The organism is Massilia arenae (genome assembly GCF_008014745.1).
Lineage (GTDB): Bacteria > Pseudomonadota > Gammaproteobacteria > Burkholderiales > Burkholderiaceae_D > Telluria > Telluria arenae.
The window spans coordinates 276,437-295,820 of record NZ_VPFD01000004.1 but is presented as its reverse complement, the minus strand read 5'-3'; the positions used below and the strand labels follow the sequence as shown (position 1 = coordinate 295,820).

At 65.2% G+C, this 19,384-nt stretch carries 16 protein-coding genes and 1 riboswitch; of the genes, 12 read left to right on the top strand and 4 right to left on the bottom strand.

The window, feature by feature from the left end; all coding sequences use genetic code 11:
* Window positions 1–26 precede the first annotated feature (26 nt).
* The 3 genes from FVD38_RS05465 to ylqF all read left to right on the top strand — a co-directional run bounded on the left by FVD38_RS05465 (window position 27) and on the right by ylqF (window position 3,367).
* Window positions 27–911 carry a hypothetical protein gene (locus FVD38_RS05465; protein ID WP_147933880.1) on the top strand — a complete coding sequence of 295 codons (885 nt, stop codon included), beginning with the start codon at window positions 27–29 and terminating at the stop codon, window positions 909–911.
* A 9-nt stretch (window positions 912–920) separates the two neighbouring features.
* Entirely contained in the window at window positions 921–2,099 is a 1,179-nt protein-coding gene (locus FVD38_RS05460) for a hypothetical protein (protein ID WP_147933879.1), read from the top strand.
* A gap of 320 nt (window positions 2,100–2,419) precedes the next feature.
* Window positions 2,420–3,367: a ribosome biogenesis GTPase YlqF gene (ylqF, locus tag FVD38_RS05455; RefSeq protein ID WP_123071428.1), complete on the top strand. Its 948-nt coding sequence runs from the start codon at window positions 2,420–2,422 to the stop codon at window positions 3,365–3,367.
* Window positions 3,368–3,517: 150 nt separating this feature from the next.
* Here ylqF and FVD38_RS05450 read toward each other — a convergent pair whose 3' ends face one another.
* Window positions 3,518–4,333 carry a DODA-type extradiol aromatic ring-opening family dioxygenase gene (locus tag FVD38_RS05450; RefSeq protein WP_147933878.1) on the bottom strand — a complete coding sequence of 272 codons (816 nt, stop codon included), beginning with the start codon at window positions 4,331–4,333 and terminating at the stop codon, window positions 3,518–3,520.
* 87 nt (window positions 4,334–4,420) lie between these two features.
* Window positions 4,421–4,662, top strand: a riboswitch (cobalamin riboswitch).
* 68 nt (window positions 4,663–4,730) lie between these two features.
* Between FVD38_RS05450 and FVD38_RS05445 the strand changes: the two genes are divergently transcribed.
* The 4 genes from FVD38_RS05445 to FVD38_RS05430 all read left to right on the top strand — a co-directional run bounded on the left by FVD38_RS05445 (window position 4,731) and on the right by FVD38_RS05430 (window position 8,726).
* The gene (locus FVD38_RS05445; protein WP_229493427.1) at window positions 4,731–6,689 is read left to right on the top strand and encodes a TonB-dependent receptor family protein; all 1,959 of its coding nucleotides are present in this window, start codon (window positions 4,731–4,733) and stop codon (window positions 6,687–6,689) included.
* A 4-nt stretch (window positions 6,690–6,693) separates the two neighbouring features.
* Window positions 6,694–7,572 (top strand): cobalamin-binding protein, encoded by an 879-nt coding sequence (locus FVD38_RS05440; protein WP_147933877.1) that lies wholly within the window; start codon window positions 6,694–6,696, stop codon window positions 7,570–7,572.
* Window positions 7,573–7,722: 150 nt separating this feature from the next.
* On the top strand, window positions 7,723–8,385 hold the full coding sequence (locus FVD38_RS05435) for a thiol:disulfide interchange protein DsbA/DsbL (RefSeq protein ID WP_123071425.1): 663 nt from the start codon (window positions 7,723–7,725) through the stop codon (window positions 8,383–8,385).
* Entirely contained in the window at window positions 8,382–8,726 is a 345-nt protein-coding gene (locus FVD38_RS05430; RefSeq protein WP_147933876.1) for a hypothetical protein, read from the top strand. The genes FVD38_RS05435 and FVD38_RS05430 overlap by 4 nt, the downstream gene beginning before the upstream one ends.
* Before the next feature lie 74 nt (window positions 8,727–8,800).
* Here FVD38_RS05430 and FVD38_RS05425 read toward each other — a convergent pair whose 3' ends face one another.
* Together FVD38_RS05425 and FVD38_RS05420 are read right to left on the bottom strand one after the other, a co-directional pair.
* On the bottom strand, window positions 8,801–10,012 hold the full coding sequence (locus FVD38_RS05425; RefSeq protein WP_147933875.1) for an MFS transporter: 1,212 nt from the start codon (window positions 10,010–10,012) through the stop codon (window positions 8,801–8,803).
* Window positions 10,009–11,310 carry an ATP-binding protein gene (locus tag FVD38_RS05420; RefSeq protein WP_147933874.1) on the bottom strand — a complete coding sequence of 434 codons (1,302 nt, stop codon included), beginning with the start codon at window positions 11,308–11,310 and terminating at the stop codon, window positions 10,009–10,011. Before FVD38_RS05420 ends, FVD38_RS05425 begins: the two co-directional genes overlap by 4 nt.
* Before the next feature lie 517 nt (window positions 11,311–11,827).
* On the opposite strand from FVD38_RS05420, the gene FVD38_RS05415 reads away from it, so the two are divergent.
* Both FVD38_RS05415 and FVD38_RS05410 read left to right on the top strand, forming a co-directional pair.
* Complete coding sequence (locus FVD38_RS05415) at window positions 11,828–12,661, top strand: MipA/OmpV family protein (protein ID WP_147933873.1); 834 nt, start codon at window positions 11,828–11,830, stop codon at window positions 12,659–12,661.
* Entirely contained in the window at window positions 12,661–13,356 is a 696-nt protein-coding gene (locus FVD38_RS05410) for a hypothetical protein (RefSeq protein ID WP_147933872.1), read from the top strand. Before FVD38_RS05415 ends, FVD38_RS05410 begins: the two co-directional genes overlap by 1 nt.
* A 61-nt stretch (window positions 13,357–13,417) precedes the next feature.
* On the opposite strand, the gene FVD38_RS05405 is transcribed toward FVD38_RS05410, so the two are convergent.
* Complete coding sequence (locus FVD38_RS05405; RefSeq protein WP_147933871.1) at window positions 13,418–14,104, bottom strand: response regulator; 687 nt, start codon at window positions 14,102–14,104, stop codon at window positions 13,418–13,420.
* 290 nt (window positions 14,105–14,394) lie between these two features.
* Between FVD38_RS05405 and FVD38_RS05400 the strand changes: the two genes are divergently transcribed.
* From FVD38_RS05400 to frc, 3 genes are all read left to right on the top strand, one after another.
* On the top strand, window positions 14,395–15,603 hold the full coding sequence (locus FVD38_RS05400; protein ID WP_147933870.1) for a phosphatidylserine decarboxylase family protein: 1,209 nt from the start codon (window positions 14,395–14,397) through the stop codon (window positions 15,601–15,603).
* Between the two features lie 917 nt (window positions 15,604–16,520).
* A complete protein-coding gene (oxlT, locus tag FVD38_RS05395; RefSeq protein WP_147933869.1) occupies window positions 16,521–17,843 on the top strand; it encodes an oxalate/formate MFS antiporter in 1,323 nt (440 codons plus the stop codon).
* Between the two features lie 252 nt (window positions 17,844–18,095).
* Window positions 18,096–19,343, top strand: a complete 1,248-nt coding sequence (gene frc, locus FVD38_RS05390) for a formyl-CoA transferase (RefSeq protein WP_123071417.1) — start codon at window positions 18,096–18,098, stop codon at window positions 19,341–19,343.
* The last annotated feature ends 41 nt before the right edge of the window (window positions 19,344–19,384 follow it).

The window sequence follows — 19,384 nt, the reverse complement described above, 5'->3', positions numbered from 1 at the left end:
GTCCGGCTTGCGTAGAGGAGACGAAGATGAACAAGAAGCAGACCCTGTGTGCGCTCTGCCTGCTGTCGGCTGCGGGATTGGCCGAGGCGGCCAACTACACCCTCTGGCTCAATGGCCGCGACCCCGGCCGCAACAGCGGCGGCACGCCCGGCAACTATGCCGACTTCCGCTACTGGGGGCCGGACACCACGCCCGCCGGCGTCAACAAGAAGGCCGTCAACTGGGACGGCTACAGCAGCATCGCTTCGCAGAGCGGGCGCGTGCGCGACGCGCTCGACTGCTTCTGCACCGGCCAGAACTGGTGCTATATCGCGGCCTACAGCGCGGGCGAGCCGCTGCTGGGGTATACCCTGGCCAATTTCGGCGGCACCACGCGCGCGCTCAAGAACGCCACGCCGAACGCGGACGGCGTCTGCGGCGATGCGGGCGGCGTGCAGGGCGGCTGGAACATCAAGTGGGTGAGAGTGGCCTCGGGCGCCGCGGGCGGCTCCGAACTGGCCAATGCCGGCGCCTGGACCACCTCCGAACCGCTGGTGCAAGACCTGCGCACCGGCACGGCGCGCGCCATGTACAACCACAACGACACCCGCAATATCTGGTTCTACCGCTACGCCGGCGCGCGCGGCACCGTGTATTCCTTCCTGCTGCCGGGACAGGACGACGAAGTCGTGGCCTACCACAGCAGCGGCGGCGCGGCCGGCAACTCGGGCCGCTCGCTCTGCAATCCGGGCGACTGGTTCTGCGACGACCTGCGCTATGGCACCGAGCCGAACCAGGGGGGCAGCGTCAAGTGGAGCTGGCACTCGGTCGCCTTCCGCGACGACGGCGAAGACTTCGACCACTACGGCGACGGCAACTGGGAGGGCATCATCGGGGTCGTGCGCGAGGCGATGGTCAACACCGCCAACTAGGAAATCGGCATGGCTTGGCGTTGGCGCTGGCCGGCCGTGGCGGGCGTGGCGGCCTGCATCGGCGTGGGACTGATCGTACTGGTGCGAGAGGGCGAGGCGGTGCCCGAGGCGCCCCAGGCGCGGCCTTCGGCGCCGCCCATCGTGGCGGCGCGGCCCGTCACGGCCCCGCCTGAAGACCGCGCGGCGCGTCGGCGCCAACTGGTCGAACAGGTCCGCCTGACCGACCACACCTATTGCAGCTACCTGGCGCATTCGCGCTACCCGCACGAGTCGCGGCCGGCCGGCCACCATCCCGACCAGCTATACCCGAACCAGCCGCTGTTCGAGACCAACCCGATGCGGGCGGAGGACGGCGACAGCCATCCAGAGGTCCAGCTGCAGACCGCGCAGTCGCGGGTTTATCTGGCGGCGGGCGAAGAGGCCCGCTTCACGCTGCGCGCGCTGGACGCGAACGGCCAGCCGTTGCCGCTGGTCGTCACGCGTGCGCTGGCCCAGGGCATGACCTATGGGCTGAGCCGTCCGGCGCCGCGGGTCGCCGTGCCGTTCGCGGACGAGGGCGGCGCCTGGCGCGGGACACTGGCGCCGGCGCAGACGGCGCTGGGCGGATTCCACGGCACGATCCGGCTCGAGGTCAGCTACCAGGCCGGCGGCCGCGAAGGCGTCGTGCTGTTCGACGTCATCTACTCGCCGCAGTCGCCTGCCACCTGGAGCGGCGCGCCGCGCGAGGCGGTCGACGGCGGCGCGCTGCAGTTCGCGCTGCCGCTGGACGTGCGCCTGCCCGGACGCTACGTGGTCACGGGCCGCGTCGACGATGCGGCCGGCCGACCGTTCGCGCTGGCCACCTTTAACGAAGTGCTGGGACAGGGCGCGCAGCAGGTGCGGCTCCAGGTGCACGGCAAGCTGCTGCACGACGGTGCGCCGCGCCTGCCGCTGCTGCTGCGCGACGTCGAAGGCTATCTGCTGCGCGAGAATGCCGACCCCGACCGCCTGCTGTTGCCGCGCCTGGAAGGCAAGGTGATTGCCAGCCGCACCCGTTCGCTGGCCGGAGTGCCGGATGTCGAGTGGCAAAGCGAGGAACGCAGCCGCTACCTGGCCGAGTATGCGAAGGACCGCGCCGCGGCCCGTGCGCGGCTGACGCGCTTCGATCCGCAGGCGACCTTGCCGCCGGCGGCCTGCGGGCGGGATTAGAACCTATCCCACCTACTGGGATAGGTTCTTAGTAGGGAAGCAGGGGTAACTGCTCGACCAGCGCCGACACCACGATGGCGCAGCACAGCATCAGCACGCCATACCAGCGTGCCAGCGACCGTTTCAGTTTTTCCCGTACGCGCATTCCCATCTCCATCTTGTGCAGGCAAGAGAGCAGTGTGCGCGCGGAATATGTCATCAGTGTTGCAATAGCTCAACGGTATGTGCGATGGAAAGAGGCCTTGTGGCGGCGCCGCTACGTTTGTGTCGACGCTCAGCGTAAAATAGCGCCTTGGACGAAAGATTAAGAGAGCAATAGCATGTCGATACAATGGTTCCCTGGCCACATGAACGCGGCCAAGAAGGAAGCAGCCGAGCAGATGGAAAACATCGATCTGGTGATCGAGGTCCTCGATGCGCGCCTGCCCGAGGCGAGCTGCAACCCACTGGTGGACCAACTGCGCAAGTTCCGCCAGCGCCCCTGCCTGAAGGTCCTGAACAAGATCGACCTGGCCGACCCGCACGCGACCGCCGCCTGGAAAGCCTATTACGATGCCCAGGATGGCGTGACCGCCTATCCGATGACGACCAAGAAGCCGGCCGACGTGGCCCGCATCCCGGAGCTGGCCCTGTCGCTGGCCCCGCACCGCGGCGTGCCGACCAAGCCGCTGCGGATCATGATCATGGGCATCCCAAATGTAGGAAAATCAACACTGATGAACGCGCTTTTAAAGAAGCGCGTGGCCAAGGTGGGCGACGAGCCGGCCGTGACCAAGACCCAGCAGCGCCTGTACCTGAACAAGAACGTGGTGCTGGTCGACACCCCCGGCATGCTGTGGCCGAAGATCGCCATGGCCAGCGACGGCCTGATGCTGGCCGCCAGCCATGCGATCGGCACCAATGCGCTGGTCGAGGAAGAAGTGGCCGAGTACCTGGGCGAGCTGCTGCTGCAGCGCTACCCGCAACTGCTCACCGCGCGCTACGGTTTCAAGACCGAAGGCATGGATGGCGTGGCGGTGGTCGAGGGTGTGGCGCAGCGTCGCGGCTTCCGCGTGCGCGGCGGCGACTACGATTACGAGAAAGCGGCGCATACCCTGCTGCAGGATTACCGCCAGGGCGCGCTGGGCCGCATCAGCCTGGAAACGCCCGAATCGCGTGCCGCCAGCCTGGCCCAGCATGAGGCCGAGGTGGCCGAGAAGGCCCGGATCGCGGCCGAGAAGGCAGCCGCCAAGGCCGAAGAAGCGGCGCGCGGCAAGCGCGGGACGTAAGGCGCGCCTCTAGCGTGGGTTTCCAGCGTTAGCCTCAAAACGTCGTACCCGCGAAGGCGGGTACCCAAGTGTGCCAGCGTTACGGTAGCTCACGCAGTACTTGGGTACCCGCCTTCTCGGGTACGACGTGCTGGCGGCGCAGCAGATTGCTTAAACCTGCGGCGGCTCTCCGAACCTGAAACTCGACACCGCCAGATTGCCCATGAACGCGTCTTCATGATAGACGCAGGCCGCGGCTTCCTGCTCGGCCGCCCCCAATGCCACCATCAGCGGTATCAGGTGCTCCTCGCGCGGATGCGCCGCCCGTGCCTGTGGCGCCGTGTCCCAGCGCAGCAAGGCTTGCTCGCGTTGCGATGGATCGAGTTCGAGCAGCGCGTGCTGCAGCCAGCCATCGAAGGCCTGCGAAGCTTCGCGCCCATTCGGCCCGAACTGGCGCAGATTGTGATACGACAGCCCGCTGCCGATGATCAAAATTCCCTCATCGCGCAACGGCGCCAGCGCGCGGCCCGCCGCCAGGTGGGTGGCCGGATCCAGGTCGCGCCGGATCGACAGCTGCACCACCGGCATGCGTGCTTCCGGATAGACCGGGTACAGCATCGAGAACGTGCCATGGTCGAAGCCGCGTTCGGCGTCCAGCGTGGCGGGATGACCCGCGGCCTCGAGCAGGTCGGCCACGCGCCGCGCCAGCGCCGGCTCGCCCGGCGCCGGGTACTTCACCTGATAGGTGTGCGGCGGGAAGCCGCCGTAGTCGTAGATCATGCCGGGCGCCGTGCCCGACGACACCATGAACTGCGGCGTCTCCCAGTGGGCGGTCACGACCAGCACTGCGCGCACCGTCTCTCCAGCCTCGGCGCGCATGGCAGCCAGCGAGGCGGCCAGCTGGTCGTAGGCAGTACCGTACTGCTCGCGCATCCACGGCCAGGGGCCTCCCCCGTGCGAGACGAAGTAAGTGGGTAGACGTGCCATGGCAGCTCCTCTTGAGGCATGAAAACAACGATGGTAGCCGATCCCGCGCCAAGCTGCCGGCGACCGGGCAGGCCGCACCTTGTCAAGGTATAATCGCCCCGTTTTGGTGCTCTCGCGCACATCCTGGTGCGCGAAGTTAAACGGGAAACACGACATGGCCGCGCCGCGCGCCGCCATGGAAGTGTGCTGCCCCCGCAACGGTCAACAAGCGCCGCGCCCCCATTCAAGAGGCGTGGCGGACGCTCTCGACAACCACTGTGCATGACGCGCAGGAAGGTGAGGCCGTCATGCTTGCCAGCCCGGATACCGGCCAAACCAGGTGGAAGCGCCAGGCGCTTCCGTTGACTCCGGCCTGCGGGGAAGCAGGCCGGTGCCTTTTATCGAGAACACATTCATCATGATTTTTGCTGCCGCACCGCGCCGCGCGCCACTCGCACTGGCTTGCGCCTTCGCCCTGTCCGCCCTCACCACCCAGGCTGTCGCCCAGAGCAGCGTCCCTTCGGTCCTCATCACCGGCCCGCGCTTCCCGGCCCAGGCCACGCCGATCGGCGCCACCGTCATCACCGCCGAGCAGATCCGCAGCGCCGGCGCCACCGACGTCAATGCGGCGATCCGCAAGATCGGCGGGGTGTTCGGCCGCCAGAGCCTGGACGGCTCGCCTGACTTCGGGCTCGACCTGCGCGGCTTCGGCACCAATAGCGCCCAGAACACGGTGGTGCTGGTGGATGGCGTGCGCCTGAACGAGAACGAGCTGGTGCACACCGTGCTGTCGACCATCCCCGTGGACACGGTCGAGCGCATCGAGATCACGCGCGGCGGCAGCAGCGTGCTGTATGGCGACGGCGCCACCGGCGGCGTGATCAACATCGTCACCCGCCGCAGCGCCGGCGCCGGTACGCGCGGTTCGCTGTTCATTGAAGGCGGCCGCTTCGACCACCTGGATATGCGCGCCTCGATCGCCCACGGCGCCGGCCCCTGGTCGTTCGACGCCGCCGTCGCCGACCGCCGCACCGACAACTACCGTGACAACAATAAGTACGAGCAGACCAGTTTCAGTGGCGGCGTGCAGTACGCCTACGCGCCGAACGGCCGCGCCGGCCTGCGTTTCGAGAGTTCGCGCTCGGATTCGCGCCTGCCGGGTTCGCTGACCGAAGCGCAGTTCCTGGCCATTCCGACCCAGACCGATACGCCGGACGACTTCGGCTCGCTCGACACCGACCGCGTGACCGCCTTCGTCGAGCACCGCATCGGCGCCTTCGAGCTGGCAGCCGAGCTGTCGCACCGCGAGCGCGATGTCGCGTCGACCTATTTCTCCGAGTGGGGCACGACGGCATCGACCTACGAGGCCGAGCAAACCCAGTTCTCGCCGCGCCTGCGCCACACGGTTGATTTTGGCGACAAGCGCAACGAATTCGTCACCGGCATCGATCTGATCCGCTGGGACCGCAAGGTCACGTCCGACTACTCGACCGGCGATGCGCGCCAGGACTCGAAAGCCTTCTACCTGCGCGACGAACTGCGCTGGAACGCGCCGCACAATGCCCGCCTGGCGGTCGGCGGCCGCCATGAGCGCTTCGAGAAGGACTACAGCGACCCGCTGGCTGTCCCGGCTGTCCTGGGCGAGCACCGCAAGCAGTCGCTCACCGCCTGGACCGTGGAAGGCAGCATCGACGTGATGCCGCTCGTGACCGTGTTCGCCAAGGCCGGCCGCAGCTATCGCATCGCCAACATCGACGAGAACTCCTACCGTTCGACCCTGGACGTGCTGGAGCCGCAAACCTCGCGCGACCTGGAACTGGGCGTGGCCGCCGGCACCGAGGCGCGTAAAGCGACTGCGCGCGTGTTCCGCCACCGCCTGACCAACGAGATCTACTACGATCCGACCATCGGCTTCGGCGCCAACACCAACCTCGATCCGACCCGCCGCCAGGGCGTGGAACTGGAAGGGCAGGCGACCTTCGCCGACGCCTGGCGCCTGACCGGTTCATGGCAATACGTGCAGGCCGAGTTCCGCGACGGCCCTAACGCCGGCCGCGAGATGGTGCTGGTGCCGAAGCACGTGGTCACCGCGCGCCTGGCCTGGACGCCGGGCGACGGCCAGACCGCCGACATCGGCGCCCAGTGGGTCGACAGCCAGCGCTACGGCAACGACTTCACCAACGGCTGCAGCACCCGCATTCCTTCGTTCACCACGATCGACGCCCGCTATGCGCGCCGCTTTGGCCCGTGGGAAGTGGCGGTATCGGGCCTGAACCTGGCCGACCGCCAGTACTATAGCCAGGCCTTCAGCTGCCGTGACGGCATCTATCCAAGCGATGGCCGCCAACTGAAACTGTCGCTGCGCTTCGACTTCTGACGCCATGCAGCGTCTGATCGGGTTCGTGCTGGCGGTACTGCCGGCCTTCGCCGGCGCCGGCGTCACGGTGGTCGACGACGTCGGCCGTACGGTGACGCTGGCGCAGCCGGCCCGGCGCGTGGTGTCGCTCGCGCCGCACGTCACCGAGCTGCTGTTCGCGGCCGGCGGCGGGGCGCGCGTGGTCGGCGCCGTCAACTATAGCGACTACCCGGAGGCGGCCAAGAAGCTGCCCCAGGTGGGCAGCTATAACAAGCTCGACTTCGAGCGCGTGCTGGCGCTCAAGCCCGATCTGATCGTGGTCTGGCATAGCGGCAACCCGACGCGCCAGGTCGAGCAGCTGGAGCGGCTCGGGATCCCGGTCTACCACAGCGAGCCTGGGCGGCTGGCCCAGATCGGCGACAGCCTGCTGCGCCTGGGCCGGCTGCTCGGCACCGAGCCGGCCGCGGGGGCGGCGGCGCGCGACTACGGCGACCGGATCGCCGCGCTCAGGGCGCGCTACGCGGGCCGGCCGCAGGTAGGCGTGTTCTACCAGGTGTGGCCGCGGCCGCTCTACACGCTCAATGACGACCACATCGCCAGCGATATGGTACGCCTGTGCGGCGGACGCAATCTGTTCGGCGCGCTCAAGACGATCGCGCCCGAGGTCGGCGTCGAGGCGGTGATCGAGGCCGACCCCGAAGTCATCCTGGTTGGCGGACGGGATAATCCGGACGACCCGGGCGGGAAGATGTGGCAGGCGTTCAAGGGCATGACCGCCGTCCGGCGCGACAATATCTTCACGATCGATGGCGATTTGACCAACCGGGCGGGGCCGCGAACGGCCGAGGGTGCGGCGCAGCTGTGCGCGATGCTCGAACAAGCGCGCGGGCGCCGGCCCCGGTAACTTGACTATTCACGCCGCCGGCGTAGATTGAAAGTCACCACGCTCTTTGTTTCAGCCGTAAGCAAATGCAAAAAATCGTGCTCCTGGGACAGGGGAGCCGCAAAAAGTGGTAATCTCGCGGTCGTTCGTTCATTCTTCTGGAAGGATTTTATGCGCACCCTGCGTTTCGCCCTCGTTGCCGCTGCCCTGGTCGCCGGTTTCGCCAATGCTTCGCCAACCGATCCACGCGTCGGCGCCGAATACACCGTGCTCGCGAGCCCGCAGCCGACCCAGACCGTGGGCAAGAAGGTCGAAGTGGTCGAGTTCTTCGCCTACCACTGCGGCGCGTGCAATGCGTTCGAACCAAGCCTGGTGAACTGGGTCAAAAAGCAGGGTGACAATATCGTGATGCGCCGCATCCCGCTGCCGTTCCAGGGCGCCAGCGATCCTGAAGCACGCCTGTTCCTGACGCTCGACGCCATGGGCAAGCTGGAGGAGTACCATCATCGCGTGTTCCGCGCCGTGCACGTCGAGCGCAAGCGCCTGATGAAGGACGACGACATCATCGCCTGGGCCACCTCGAATGGCCTGGACAAGGCCAAGTTCCTCGAAGCGTGGAACTCGTTCGGCGTGCAGACCAAGCTCAAGCGCCTGCCGCAGATCGCCGAAGCGTATAAGGCCAGCAGCACCCCGACCGTCGTCATCGACGGCAAATACGTCGTGTCGCCGGCAACGGTGGCGCAATCGAACAAGATCCAGGACATGGGCCAGCTGATGACGGCGACCGGCCAGGTCCTCGATGCACTGGTGGCGAAGGCAGCCAAGGAAAAATGACCGATAACGTCGAAGGCGAGATCCTCAAGATTTACGAAGGGTCCCGGCCCAAAGAGGAAAACTTGTTCGAGACCAGTAACGTGAATCACGTCGCGTGGGCGCTGGCGCTGATCTTCGTCCTGACCACCGTCTGGTTTGGCATTGCGCTCGTCAATGCCGAAAACCAGCGCCATGCGATGGCCTCGAACCTTTGCCCCGATCAAGTGTTCAAACAGGGGTTCGACAAGAAGTGCATGCTGACCGTGCGTTCGCGCGATCATTGGTGGGAGCACCTGTGGTACGGCGTGACCCATGTGCGTTCGCATCCGGATCACGACGGCCGGATCGATACCCGGAAGTAAGACTTAAAGGTAAGACAAGAAGGCAAGACAAGACGGCGTCCCCAGTGGACGCCGTTTTCACGTCCGCAGGCGCGTCAAGTGCTTTCCAGGTGCGGGCGGGGACTGCGGGCGCTCCAGCGCCGCAGGGCCACCGAGGCCCAGGCCGTCAGCAGGCCGCCAACGACCAGCACCAGCCGGGTATCGATCAGCGTGAGCACGGCGCCGGCCAGCGCCATCAGGATATTCGCCAAGCAAAAGATCGTGGACAGCAGGGCCATGACCGAACCCTGGCCGTGCTGCGCGAACTCGTCGGCCGACCAGGTTTGCAGGGCGGTGTTGTAGAAGGCGTGGGGCGCGCCGAACAGGACGATGCCGGCGATGCCGACCCACAGATTGCCGAAGCCCACGCACAGCACCGCGGCGGCTGCAATGGCCGCGTACCAGCCGGCGCGCAGGCGGCCTTCGACCCGGCTGGCATGGCCGGCGAACAGGGCGGCCGTGGTCATCAGCGCGCACATGCCCATATTGACGACGGCGATCTGGCGCGCATCGTAGCCGCCCACGTCCACCAGCCACAACGGGAAGAATTCATACAGCGCCGCGACGCCGCAGCAATACGCCAGGTGCACCGTGAACAGGGTGCGTAGCGGCGCATGGCGCAGCAGGGTGAGCGCATGGCGGTCGCGCGCCACCGCCCACCAGCGGTGCGCATGCGGCGGCGCCGGCGTGGGCGGGATCGACACCAGCACGCCCACCGTCCCCAGCAGCAGGGCGCCGGCAGCGATATAGAAAGGCAACTCGGGGCCGAAGGCCATGGTGAAGCCGGCCAGCAGCGGGCCGACCAGCCAGCCGAGGTTGAACGAGCCGTTCAGCCACGATAGCGCGTGGTTGCGCAGCGGGCCCTTGATGCGCTCGATGACCAGGGCCCGCATCACCGCGCCATTGCCCTCCAGCAGACCGGTGAAGAAACGCGCGGCCAGGAACAGCAGATACGATTCCATCACCATCGCCACGGCCGTGAGCAGGTGGCCTACTGCCGCACCGACGGTGGTCAGGAGCAGGGCGCGGCGCCGGCCGAAGCCGTCCGACAGCGGGCCCAGCACGGCGCTGCCGATCAGCAGGCCGATCGGATTGATCATCAGTGCGATCCCCAGCAGCAGCTTGGGCGGCAGGCCGAGGAAGCTGTTCAGGCCGTTGACGCCGCCGTCGGCGAACAGCGGCGCCAGCATCGGATAGGGCAGGGAGGCGCCGACGGTGGACAGCAGTCCCAGGCCGCACAGCGTCGCGATCAGCAGGCGTTCGTTCATGCCGGCAGTCCAATCACGAAGCGCGCGCCGCCCAATGGCGAGCCTTCCACGTGCAGCGTCCCGCCATGCAACACCACGGCCTTCTGCGCGATCGACAGGCCGAGTCCGAAGCCGCCGGTGGCGCGGTCGCGGCTGCGGTCGAGGCGGTAGAACGGGTCGAAGATCCGGTCGCGCTCATCAAGGGGGATGCCGGGGCCGTCGTCGTCGACCGCGATCTCGACGCCATCGGGCGTGCGCCGCGCCGACAGCACGATGCGTCCCTGAGCATATTTCTGGGCGTTGCGCAGCAGATTGCCGACCGCACGCGCCAGCAGGCGGGCATCGACTTCCATCGTGCCGAGCCCGGCCGCCAGCTCGCAGGCCACTTCTTGCGGTGACGGCGGCAGGGTGGCGCAGCAGTCGCGCAACAGGTCGTCGAGCTCGACCGGGGCGCCTTGCAGGGTGCGCGCGCTGTCGAGCTTGCTCATGTCGAGCAGCTCCTTGACCAGGTTGTTCAGCTCGGACAGGTCGCCCTCCATGGCGGCGATGCGGCGGCTCAGCTCGGGATCCCTGGCCTTGGCGTCGAGCAGCTCGAGCGCGAATTCCAGGCGCGCGATCGGCGTGCGCAATTCGTGCGACACCGAGTGCAGCAGGCTGCGCTGCGACTCCATCAAGTCTTCGATGCGGCCGGCCATGTGGTTGATCCGTTCCGCCAGCGGATAGACGGCGTCCGACGGTTTCAAGTGCGCGCGCACCGACAGCTTGCCGGCGCCGAACTCGTCCGCCATCTGCGACAGCGACTGCAAGCCCTGCCAGTGCGAGCGCGACCACAGCGCGATCGGCAGCAGCAGGGCGATGGCGACGATCACATAGCGCAACAACTCCATCTTGAGCGCTTGCCCGATATCGATCGGCAAGTCCCGGGCGTGCAAGACCTCGTCCTGGCTGCCGATATAGCGCTCGCCGTCCAGGTCGACGCGCCGGTACAAGGATTTACCGGCCACGTCGATTACGATGTGTCCCCGTTCGAGCTCTTCGCGCTGGCCGGCGCCGAGGGCGTCCAGCGCCTGGGCCAGCGGCATCAGGTCGTAGCGCACCTCGGACACTTCGCGCACATTGTTCAGGCGGGTCAGCCATTCGTCGCCAGGCGCCTGGTCGACATAGCCTTCGAGCAGGAAGATCTGGGCCGCGGCCTGGCGCCGCGCAATGTCGTCCAGCGGGTCGCCGAACAGGCGCGCGAACGCGAAATAGATGACGAAGGTGGCAGCGGTGATCGACAGCATGACGAGCACGAAGAAGCGGAAGAATATCCGGTTCACGGGCGCGTCCTGGGTAACTGTCGGTCTGGCGGTGGTGCCGGCTGCATGGTTTCTCCTCGGGCACGAATTGTACAGGCGCAATGGTGGTGCAGGTAATCCAAAGGAGAGAGCGGGCGGCGCGGCTTACAAATTGACGACAATTGGCCGACATCTGGAGGGTGCACGACGGGAGGCCGAACGATTACCATCTTTCCCATCATCAGGTTTTCCGTTTGCCCACCTGATGCGCCAGCAATGGAATATCGGTGGGTTTTTTTATTCAAGTAGGAAGCGACCCGGAGCGGGCCGCGCCTCGACCATAAGGATGTGCTTATGAGCATGGTGCGCGCGAGCAACACCGTCGAGCCCGGCGCCGCGCCGGTCGGTTCCGAAGTGCCAGCACGGCGCACAGCACGGTTCCATGAGCTGACCACGGACGCTGCCCCACCGGGTATGCGGCGCTTGTCATAATGGGATGGGAGAGCGAAGCTTGCTCGACGTAAAATATCGACAAACGAACTCTCCGAGTAATTTCACGATGAAACCATTCTTCGCCCTGGCCCTGGCGGCTGCGAGCACCGCAGCAAGTGCGCAGACGCCGGCCACCAACCCGATGCCCGACGGCAGCCGCGACATGTACGCAGGGCTGGGCGCCGTCTCGCGGCCGCGTTATGAAGGGGCGGACAGCCGAAAGGTTTCAGCCTTGCCGGTGCTCCAGGTCCAATGGAGCAACGGCCTTTTTATTTCCGGCATGAGTGCAGGGATGCATCTGTCCAACCGTCCGACGGTCGAGTACGGTCCGCTGGTTTCGGTCCACCCCAACCGTGACGAATCCGGCTCGGGCCGCATCGTCGACGGGGTCGGCGTATCGACCTCGCCGCTGCACTACGCACGGACCGGGAACCGCCTGGACGGCATGCAGGACGTCAGCACCCGGATCGAAGGCGGGTTCTTCTTCAACTACTACCTGGCCCCCGAATGGCGGCTGACCAGCAGCGTGCTCTACGGCGCGGGAAACGACCGCGACGGTGCACGCATGGAACTGGGCGTGCAGCGCCTGGCCGTGCAGCTGGCGCCGCAGCATACGATCTCGTTCAATGCCGGCGCCACGATCGTCAACGCCGACTACAGCCGCGCCTATTTCGGCGTCACCGGCCAGGAATCCTGGCAAAGCGGCAATCCGCCCTATCGTCCGGGCGGCGGCCTCAAGGATGTCCGCGCCGGCGTGCGCTGGAACTGGGCGCTGACGCCGTCCTGGATGCTGGTCACCAATGTCCAGGCCACGCGCCTGGTCGGCAGCGTCCGCAATAGCCCGCTCGTCGAGCGGCCCACCAACGTGACGGTTTCGGCCGCCTTCGCCTACCGGTTTTGATGATGCGACGCGCACACCTCACCGCCTGCGTGACCTTGCTGCTGACGGCCGGAATGGCCGTGGCGCAGCCGCGTGCCGGGGAATGGGTGAACTATCGTGATGCCTACCGCGCGATGGTGCTGTTTGACAAGTACGGTGGCCCCAAGAATCTGCTGAACAACCAGTTGCAGGTGCTGCCGCGCGACAAGGGCGTGCTGGAGCCGGGCGCGCAATTGCTCATGAAGGGCAAGACCGTCCAGACCAGCCTGGCGCTGGATCCGCTCGGCCGCGCCGTGCTGCCGCTGCTCAAGGCGGCCTATGACGAGAATGCGGTGTTGACGCCAAACCGGCCGCTGGGCGGCTTCACGGTCAAGCCGCGGGTGTCGCTGGCGCTGCGCGCCGACGGCTCGTACGAGGTGGCCGACCTGCGCGCGGCCTGCGAGCAGGCGCTCGGCTTCGCCCGCTATGCCGACAATTCGGCGCGCGGCCGCCAGTGCGTCGGTGTGCGCCTGGTGTTCCCGAAAGACGGCGAGGCGGCGGGCGTGCGTGTCCGCACGGGCGGCGCCGAACAGGCGCTGGCGCCTTCGCGCGGGGCCGCCTTCGCGGGCGATGCCGCCGACGACTTCCCGATCGTGACCTACCGTTTCGGCGCGCAGCCGGCGGGCCAGGTCGTCACTTACAACGTCCCGCTGGCGATCGTGCCACTGTTCGAATAAGCGCCTGGACAGGCTCCAGGCGTAAAAAAACCTGCGCAGCGCAGGTTTCATGGGCAGGTCTTCAATTCCAGGCCGACGGCGAGAACAGATAGCCTTCGCCCCACACCGTCTTGATCTTTTCGGATTCCGCATCGTCGAACTTGCGGCGCAGCTTCGAGATGCAGTTGTCGATGCTGCGGTCCAGGCCGTCGAACTCGATGCCGCGCATCTTCTTGAGCAGGGCGTCGCGCGACAGCACGCGGCCGGCCGCCTCGGCCAGCACCAGCAACAGCTTGTACTCGGTATTCGACAGCACGCAGGGTTGGCCGCGCCAGACCACGCTGCGGTCGGAGGTGACGATGCGCAGGGCGCCGAACTGCAGCACGCGTGCATCGACGCCCGACTTGGCCTGGGTGCGGCGCATCAGCGCGCGCAGGCGCGCCAGCAGGACGCGCGGTTGGACCGGCTTGTTGACGAAGTCGTCGGCGCCTTGCTCGAGACCGGATACTTCGTCATAGGAGTCTTCGCGCGCGGTGAGGATGAGGATGGGCACGTCGGACTGGTCGCGAATCTGGCGGCAGACAACCATACCGTCCAGGCCTGGCAGCATCAGGTCGAGGATCACGACGTCGGGCGCCAGTTCCTTGAAACGCTCGAGCGCAACATCGCCGCGCGTGACCAGTTCGACCGCGAACTCATAGCCGGACAGGTATTCGGTGACGAGCTCGGCCAGGCGCGCATCGTCTTCCACCAACATCACTCGGTACATACAATTTCTCCTTGGTCTCGCATTGTATAAGACCAAGTCTCCAATTAACACATCCTCCAGACATAGAAGACAGTTAATTACAGTTTGACGACAAATGGGAGCGCTTGCAGCTTGTCGGGACGATCACGAGCATGGCCAACGTGCCAACTTGCGGCAGGGCGTGACATGGTAGATATCTGGATCTATCCATTCGGGATGTCCTAGAAACGGACTGATCGATGTCAAACGGGCGCGATCGGACGGCGGTTAAAAAGGTGATCTTTCCATTTTGATCACCCGAAGGATTTGCCGTGACGACCGCACCGCATCATGCGCAATTCGACCTCCATCCCGGTTCCGGCGATCCGCACGGCGGCTGGCTGCCCCGCGATGGCAGCGCCGGCATGCGCACCTATGTCGAGCGCGTGCTGGGCGCCCAGAGAACAGCGCTGGCGCCATCGGTGCAGGCGCTGGCCACCTATATCGAGGATAACGAGGTCGTCCGCCGCCTGGCCAACAATGCCTGCGCCGAATGCCTGGCCATCGTCGATACGCATGCGCCGCGCATCGGCGACGTTGACGCCTTGCTGCACGGTTTCAACACAATCCTCACCCATGCGCCGGGCTTCATTGACGGTGAATTGATCGGCCTGCCGTTTTCCGCCTTCGTGGCGGGTATCGGCCGGACCGCGAGCGGCGCCGCCCTGTTCAGGCAGCCCACCGTCAACCTGCTGATGTCGAACATCCTGAACGACTGGCATGCCTTCCTGGACAGCCCGGCGTCGAACGCCGGTTTCCGTGTCGATGGCGAACAGTGGCTGTCGGCGGCGGCGAAGGAGCGATACCGCTTCTCCTTGTGGGGCAAGGATGCCGGCACACCGCCTTACTGGAAAAGCTGGAATGCCTTCCTGACCCGACCCTTTGAAGATCCCGCGCAAGCACGTCCCGTCGCCGATCCGGATTCGAACCGCACCATCGTCTGCCCGATTGATGGCGCGCCGGTACGCGACGACGTATTCCGGTTAGGGAGCAGACATTGCACGCTGGCCGATCTCCTCGCAACGAGCCTGCCGCAGCAGCAGGCGCTGGTCGACTATTACCGGCTGGTCGACCTGTTCGAGGGCGGCCGGGTCTTCCAGACGACGCTGGGGCCCTATGACTACCAGCGCTGGTGGGCGCCAGTCCATGGCCAAGTGCTGTTCGACCCGTTCACCATTCCCGGCCGCTTCGCCAGCGGGGTGATCGTGATCAGGACCGCCGACCACGGCCATGTGTGCTGCATCCCGCTGGGCATAGATGCGGCGTCCAGCATCGTGTTTGATCCGGCCATGCGGCGTGGCGCGCGGGTGCACAAGGGCCAGGAAATGGGAATGTTCAACGGCGGTGGCGCGTCGTTCGCGCTCTTTTTCGAAAAGGTGCCCGGCAAGGAACTGGTCTTCCTGAATGCCGACGGCGTGCGGTGTTCGCAGCATTCGCTCTCGATCGGTGCGCAGATCGGCGCCTGGTACGTCAGGAAATAGGAACTAGGAGCGTCACAAATATTGCCATCAACCAATGAAAATCCCCTGCAATACATCGCGATCGGATGTTGCTAAAAAATAATTGTCTATACAAAAAAATATCTGTAATAATCGAATCACTTTCTGCCGATAACCGAAGGTTTCGAACAGAGAAATGGATGCCGGACCGGCGCAGCTGCCGGTAGCGCATCTCTTGCTCCTGCCTACAACACACTGCTTGGCAGCCAAATGATCATCCGACACCTTCCAACTACCCGGAACGGATCAGCGGCAGGCTGCCAGTCCCCCATCTTTTCTCCGTCGACGACCTCGTGCACCTTGTACGGCCCATGCGACGCCATGCTGCGCGGCTTGTCCTGCGTCAGTCCGGCGGGTGCACAGCATGCCAAGCCTTCGACTGCCGGTTCTCAAAAATCTCAAAACATAACCGCGGTCAATGATTCTCGAAATCGGCTCCAGCAACATCATCTCACTTTCACTGTTTTGATTAACCCCGATGCAACGGTGCCTCCCAGGCGCTGAAGTGAAAGCAGGGAACGCAATACCTTTGCGGTCGTCCAGGGCAGCAATCTTGCAGAAAGAGGAGAGCGGCTATAGCGCACATTCAAAGTCTGGTCAGCACTGATGGAGAACTGTATCAAGCGGCTGTCTCGCCTGGTGGGCAGTTCGGCCGCCAGGAGCATGCCGACGTCCTTTTTGATGGCAGGGTGCTGTAGCTATTCAATGAGCTTAATTTAATTAGAAAAGGCGTAGGGGTTGGCGCGCGAGTCCCGTACTCGACGTGGAGCATGCACATCACACCAAAAAAAGTGGAGACATGAAAATGCTGGAAACCATAACCAGGCAGGTGCCCCCGGCGCCCGCACATTCGTCTGCAGGTCTGAAAGAAGAACCCCTCACCGGTCAAGGAGCGCCAAATGCATAATTCATCGGCAGCCGCGCTTCAGCCCGGTCAACCAGTCTCCAACAACACGCGCTGGTTCCAGCTCGCCGTTGGCGTCGTCTGCATGATCGCCACCGCGAACATCCAGTATGCGTGGACGCTGTTCGTTCCCGAGATCCAGGAAACCTATGGCTGGTCGCGCGCCAGCATCCAGGTCGCCTTCACGCTGTTCGTCATCGTCCAGACCTGGCTCGCGCCGCTCGAAGGCTACTTCATCGACAAATTCGGTCCCCGCATGATGGTCGCCTTCGGCGCCATCTTCATCGGCCTGGCCTGGATCATCAATTCGCAAGCCACTACCCTGGCCGGGTTCTACGCCGGCGCGGCGGTCGGCGGTATCGGTGTGGGTTCGATCTACGCAACCTGCATCAATAACGCGATCAAGTGGTTCCCGGATCGCCGCGGCCTGGCCGTCGGCCTCACGGCGGGTGGCTACGGCGCCGGTTCGGCCGCCACGATCCTGCCGATCGCGGCCATGATCGAGTCGTCGGGCTTCCAGCAGACCTTCCTGTTCTTCGGCATCCTGCAAGGCACCCTGGCCTTCATCGCCGCTTGGTTCCTGCGCTCGCCGACGGCGGCCGAGGTCAAGAAGTCGAGCAAGCTGGTGCAGTCGACGCATGACTACACGCTCAAGGAAGCGCTGAACACCAAGCTGTTCTGGCTGATGCTGGTGATGTTCGTGCTGGTGGTTACCGGCGGCATGATGGCGGTGGCGCAGCTCGGCGTGATCGCGCAAGATCTGGGCGTGAAGGAATTCCAGGTCGACCTGCACTTCTTCGTGATGGCGGCCTTGCCGCTGGCCCTGATGCTCGACCGCATCATGAACGGCATCTCGCGACCGCTGTTCGGCTGGATCTCGGACCATATCGGCCGCGAGAAGACCATGGTGATCGCGTTCACGCTCGAAGGCTGCGGCATCATCGCTCTGGGCTACTTCGGCCACAATCCGTACGCCTTCCTGATCCTCTCCGGCATCGTGTTCCTGGCGTGGGGCGAAGTGTACTCGCTGTTCTCGGCCCTGGCCGGCGATGCCTTCGGCACCAAGCACATCGGCAAGATCTACGGGGTGCTATACACCGCGAAGGGTATCGGCGCGCTGTTCGTCCCGGTCGGTAACCTGATGATGGAGGCGACCGGCACCTGGTCGACCGTCCTGTACACGGTCGCCACCATGGACCTGATCGCAGCGCTGCTGGCGATCACAGTGCTGCGACCGGTGCTGCGTAACCACGTCAGCTACTCCAGGAGTCGCTACGCGGAAGAAAACGCGGTCGGGAAGGGGCCCTTGCCTGCCTGACGCCCTCGTCACGGGTGCGTCCTGATGCAAAAACGGGCTTCTTCGGAAGCCCGTTTTTCTTGCCCGGGCTGGCCGCATTTCGATGTCAAACTTTCATTTCACGGATCTTGACGGCGGTCATTGAGCTCGGCCGGTGCGCGCCACTAAGATCGGCCGACACGCTGGTAATAATGTTTGCACTAAGGCTTGCACTGAAGCATTGCTAAGCGCAAAATTCAAATAAGCTAGGTTAAATCTTCGGAGGAAACTGGTATGGGCAAGGCACTGGAAGGCGTTCGCATTCTCGATTTCACCCATGTCCAGTCCGGACCGACCTGCACGCAGCTGCTGGCCTGGTTCGGGGCCGACGTCATCAAGGTCGAGCGCGCCGGCGAGGGCGATGCGACACGCAACCAGTTGCGCGACATCGCGGGCGTGGACAGCCTGTACTTCACCATGCTCAACCACAACAAGCGCTCCATGACGCTCGACGCCAAGCGGCCGGCCGGCAAGGAAGTGCTGGAAACGCTCATCAAGCACTGCGACGTGCTGGTCGAGAACTTCGCGCCCGGCGCACTGGACCGGATGGGCTTTACCTGGGAGCGTATCCAGGAACTCAATCCGCGCATGATCGTGGCCTCGGTCAAGGGTTTCGGTCCCGGCCCCTACGAGCACTGCAAGGTCTATGAAAACGTGGCCCAGTGCACCGGCGGGGCGGCGGCCACCACGGGTTTCGACGATGGCCCGCCGATGGTCAGCGGCGCCCAGATCGGCGACAGCGGCAGCGGCCTGCACCTGGCGCTGGGCATCGTGACCGCGCTCTACCAGCGCAACAGCACGGGCCGCGGCCAGAAGGTGCTTACCTCGATGCAGGACGCGGTGCTCAACCTGTGCCGGGTCAAGCTGCGCGACCAGCAGCGCCTCGAGCGCAACGGCGTGATGGAAGAATATCCGCAGTTCGCCGACGGCCAGTTCGGCGAGTCGGTCCCGCGCGCCGGCAATGCCTCGGGCGGCGGGCAACCCGGCTGGATCCTCAAGTGCAAGGGCTGGGAGAGCGATCCGAACGCCTATATCTATTTCATTGCGCAGGCCCAGGTCTGGCCCGCGGTCTGCAAGCTGATTGGACGCGAGGAGTGGATCACCGACCCCGAATACGCGACGCCGAAGGCGCGCCTGCCGCGCCTGATGTCGATCTTCGCCACGGTCGAGGAGTGGAGCACCACGCTCACCAAGTTCGAGGCGATGGATATCCTGAACAAATACGATATCCCTTGCGGGCCGATCCTGTCGATGAAGGAGATCGCCCAGGAACCGTCGCTGCGCGCCACCGGCACGATCGTCGAGGTCGATCATCCCGAGCGCGGGCCCTACCTCAGCGTGGGCAATCCGATCAAGCTGTCCGACAGCCCCACCGAGGTACGGCGTTCGCCGCTGTTGGGCGAGCATACCGATGAAGTGCTGGCCGACCTGGGTTATTCGCGCGAACAGATCGCGCTGCTGCGCGACGAGCGCGTAATCTAGGGAAGCACTGATTCATTCATGGCGGCGCGCTCGGCCACGAG

Excerpts from the sequence above, each read along its gene's own strand:
- FVD38_RS05410 (WP_147933872.1), top strand. The coding sequence starts at position 12,661 with ATGATGCGACGCGCACACCTCACCGCCTGCGTGACCTTGCTGCTGACG.
- FVD38_RS05435 (WP_123071425.1), top strand. The coding sequence starts at position 7,723 with ATGCGCACCCTGCGTTTCGCCCTCGTTGCCGCTGCCCTGGTCGCCGGT.
- FVD38_RS05450 (WP_147933878.1), bottom strand. The coding sequence starts at position 4,333 with ATGGCACGTCTACCCACTTACTTCGTCTCGCACGGGGGAGGCCCCTGG.
- FVD38_RS05465 (WP_147933880.1), top strand. The coding sequence starts at position 27 with ATGAACAAGAAGCAGACCCTGTGTGCGCTCTGCCTGCTGTCGGCTGCG.
- frc (WP_123071417.1), top strand. The coding sequence starts at position 18,096 with ATGGGCAAGGCACTGGAAGGCGTTCGCATTCTCGATTTCACCCATGTC.
- FVD38_RS05405 (WP_147933871.1), bottom strand. The coding sequence starts at position 14,104 with ATGTACCGAGTGATGTTGGTGGAAGACGATGCGCGCCTGGCCGAGCTC.
- FVD38_RS05440 (WP_147933877.1), top strand. The coding sequence starts at position 6,694 with ATGCAGCGTCTGATCGGGTTCGTGCTGGCGGTACTGCCGGCCTTCGCC.
- FVD38_RS05415 (WP_147933873.1), top strand. The coding sequence starts at position 11,828 with ATGAAACCATTCTTCGCCCTGGCCCTGGCGGCTGCGAGCACCGCAGCA.
- ylqF (WP_123071428.1), top strand. The coding sequence starts at position 2,420 with ATGTCGATACAATGGTTCCCTGGCCACATGAACGCGGCCAAGAAGGAA.
- FVD38_RS05460 (WP_147933879.1), top strand. The coding sequence starts at position 921 with ATGGCTTGGCGTTGGCGCTGGCCGGCCGTGGCGGGCGTGGCGGCCTGC.
- oxlT (WP_147933869.1), top strand. The coding sequence starts at position 16,521 with ATGCATAATTCATCGGCAGCCGCGCTTCAGCCCGGTCAACCAGTCTCC.
- FVD38_RS05425 (WP_147933875.1), bottom strand. The coding sequence starts at position 10,012 with ATGAACGAACGCCTGCTGATCGCGACGCTGTGCGGCCTGGGACTGCTG.
- FVD38_RS05445 (WP_229493427.1), top strand. The coding sequence starts at position 4,731 with ATGATTTTTGCTGCCGCACCGCGCCGCGCGCCACTCGCACTGGCTTGC.
- FVD38_RS05430 (WP_147933876.1), top strand. The coding sequence starts at position 8,382 with ATGACCGATAACGTCGAAGGCGAGATCCTCAAGATTTACGAAGGGTCC.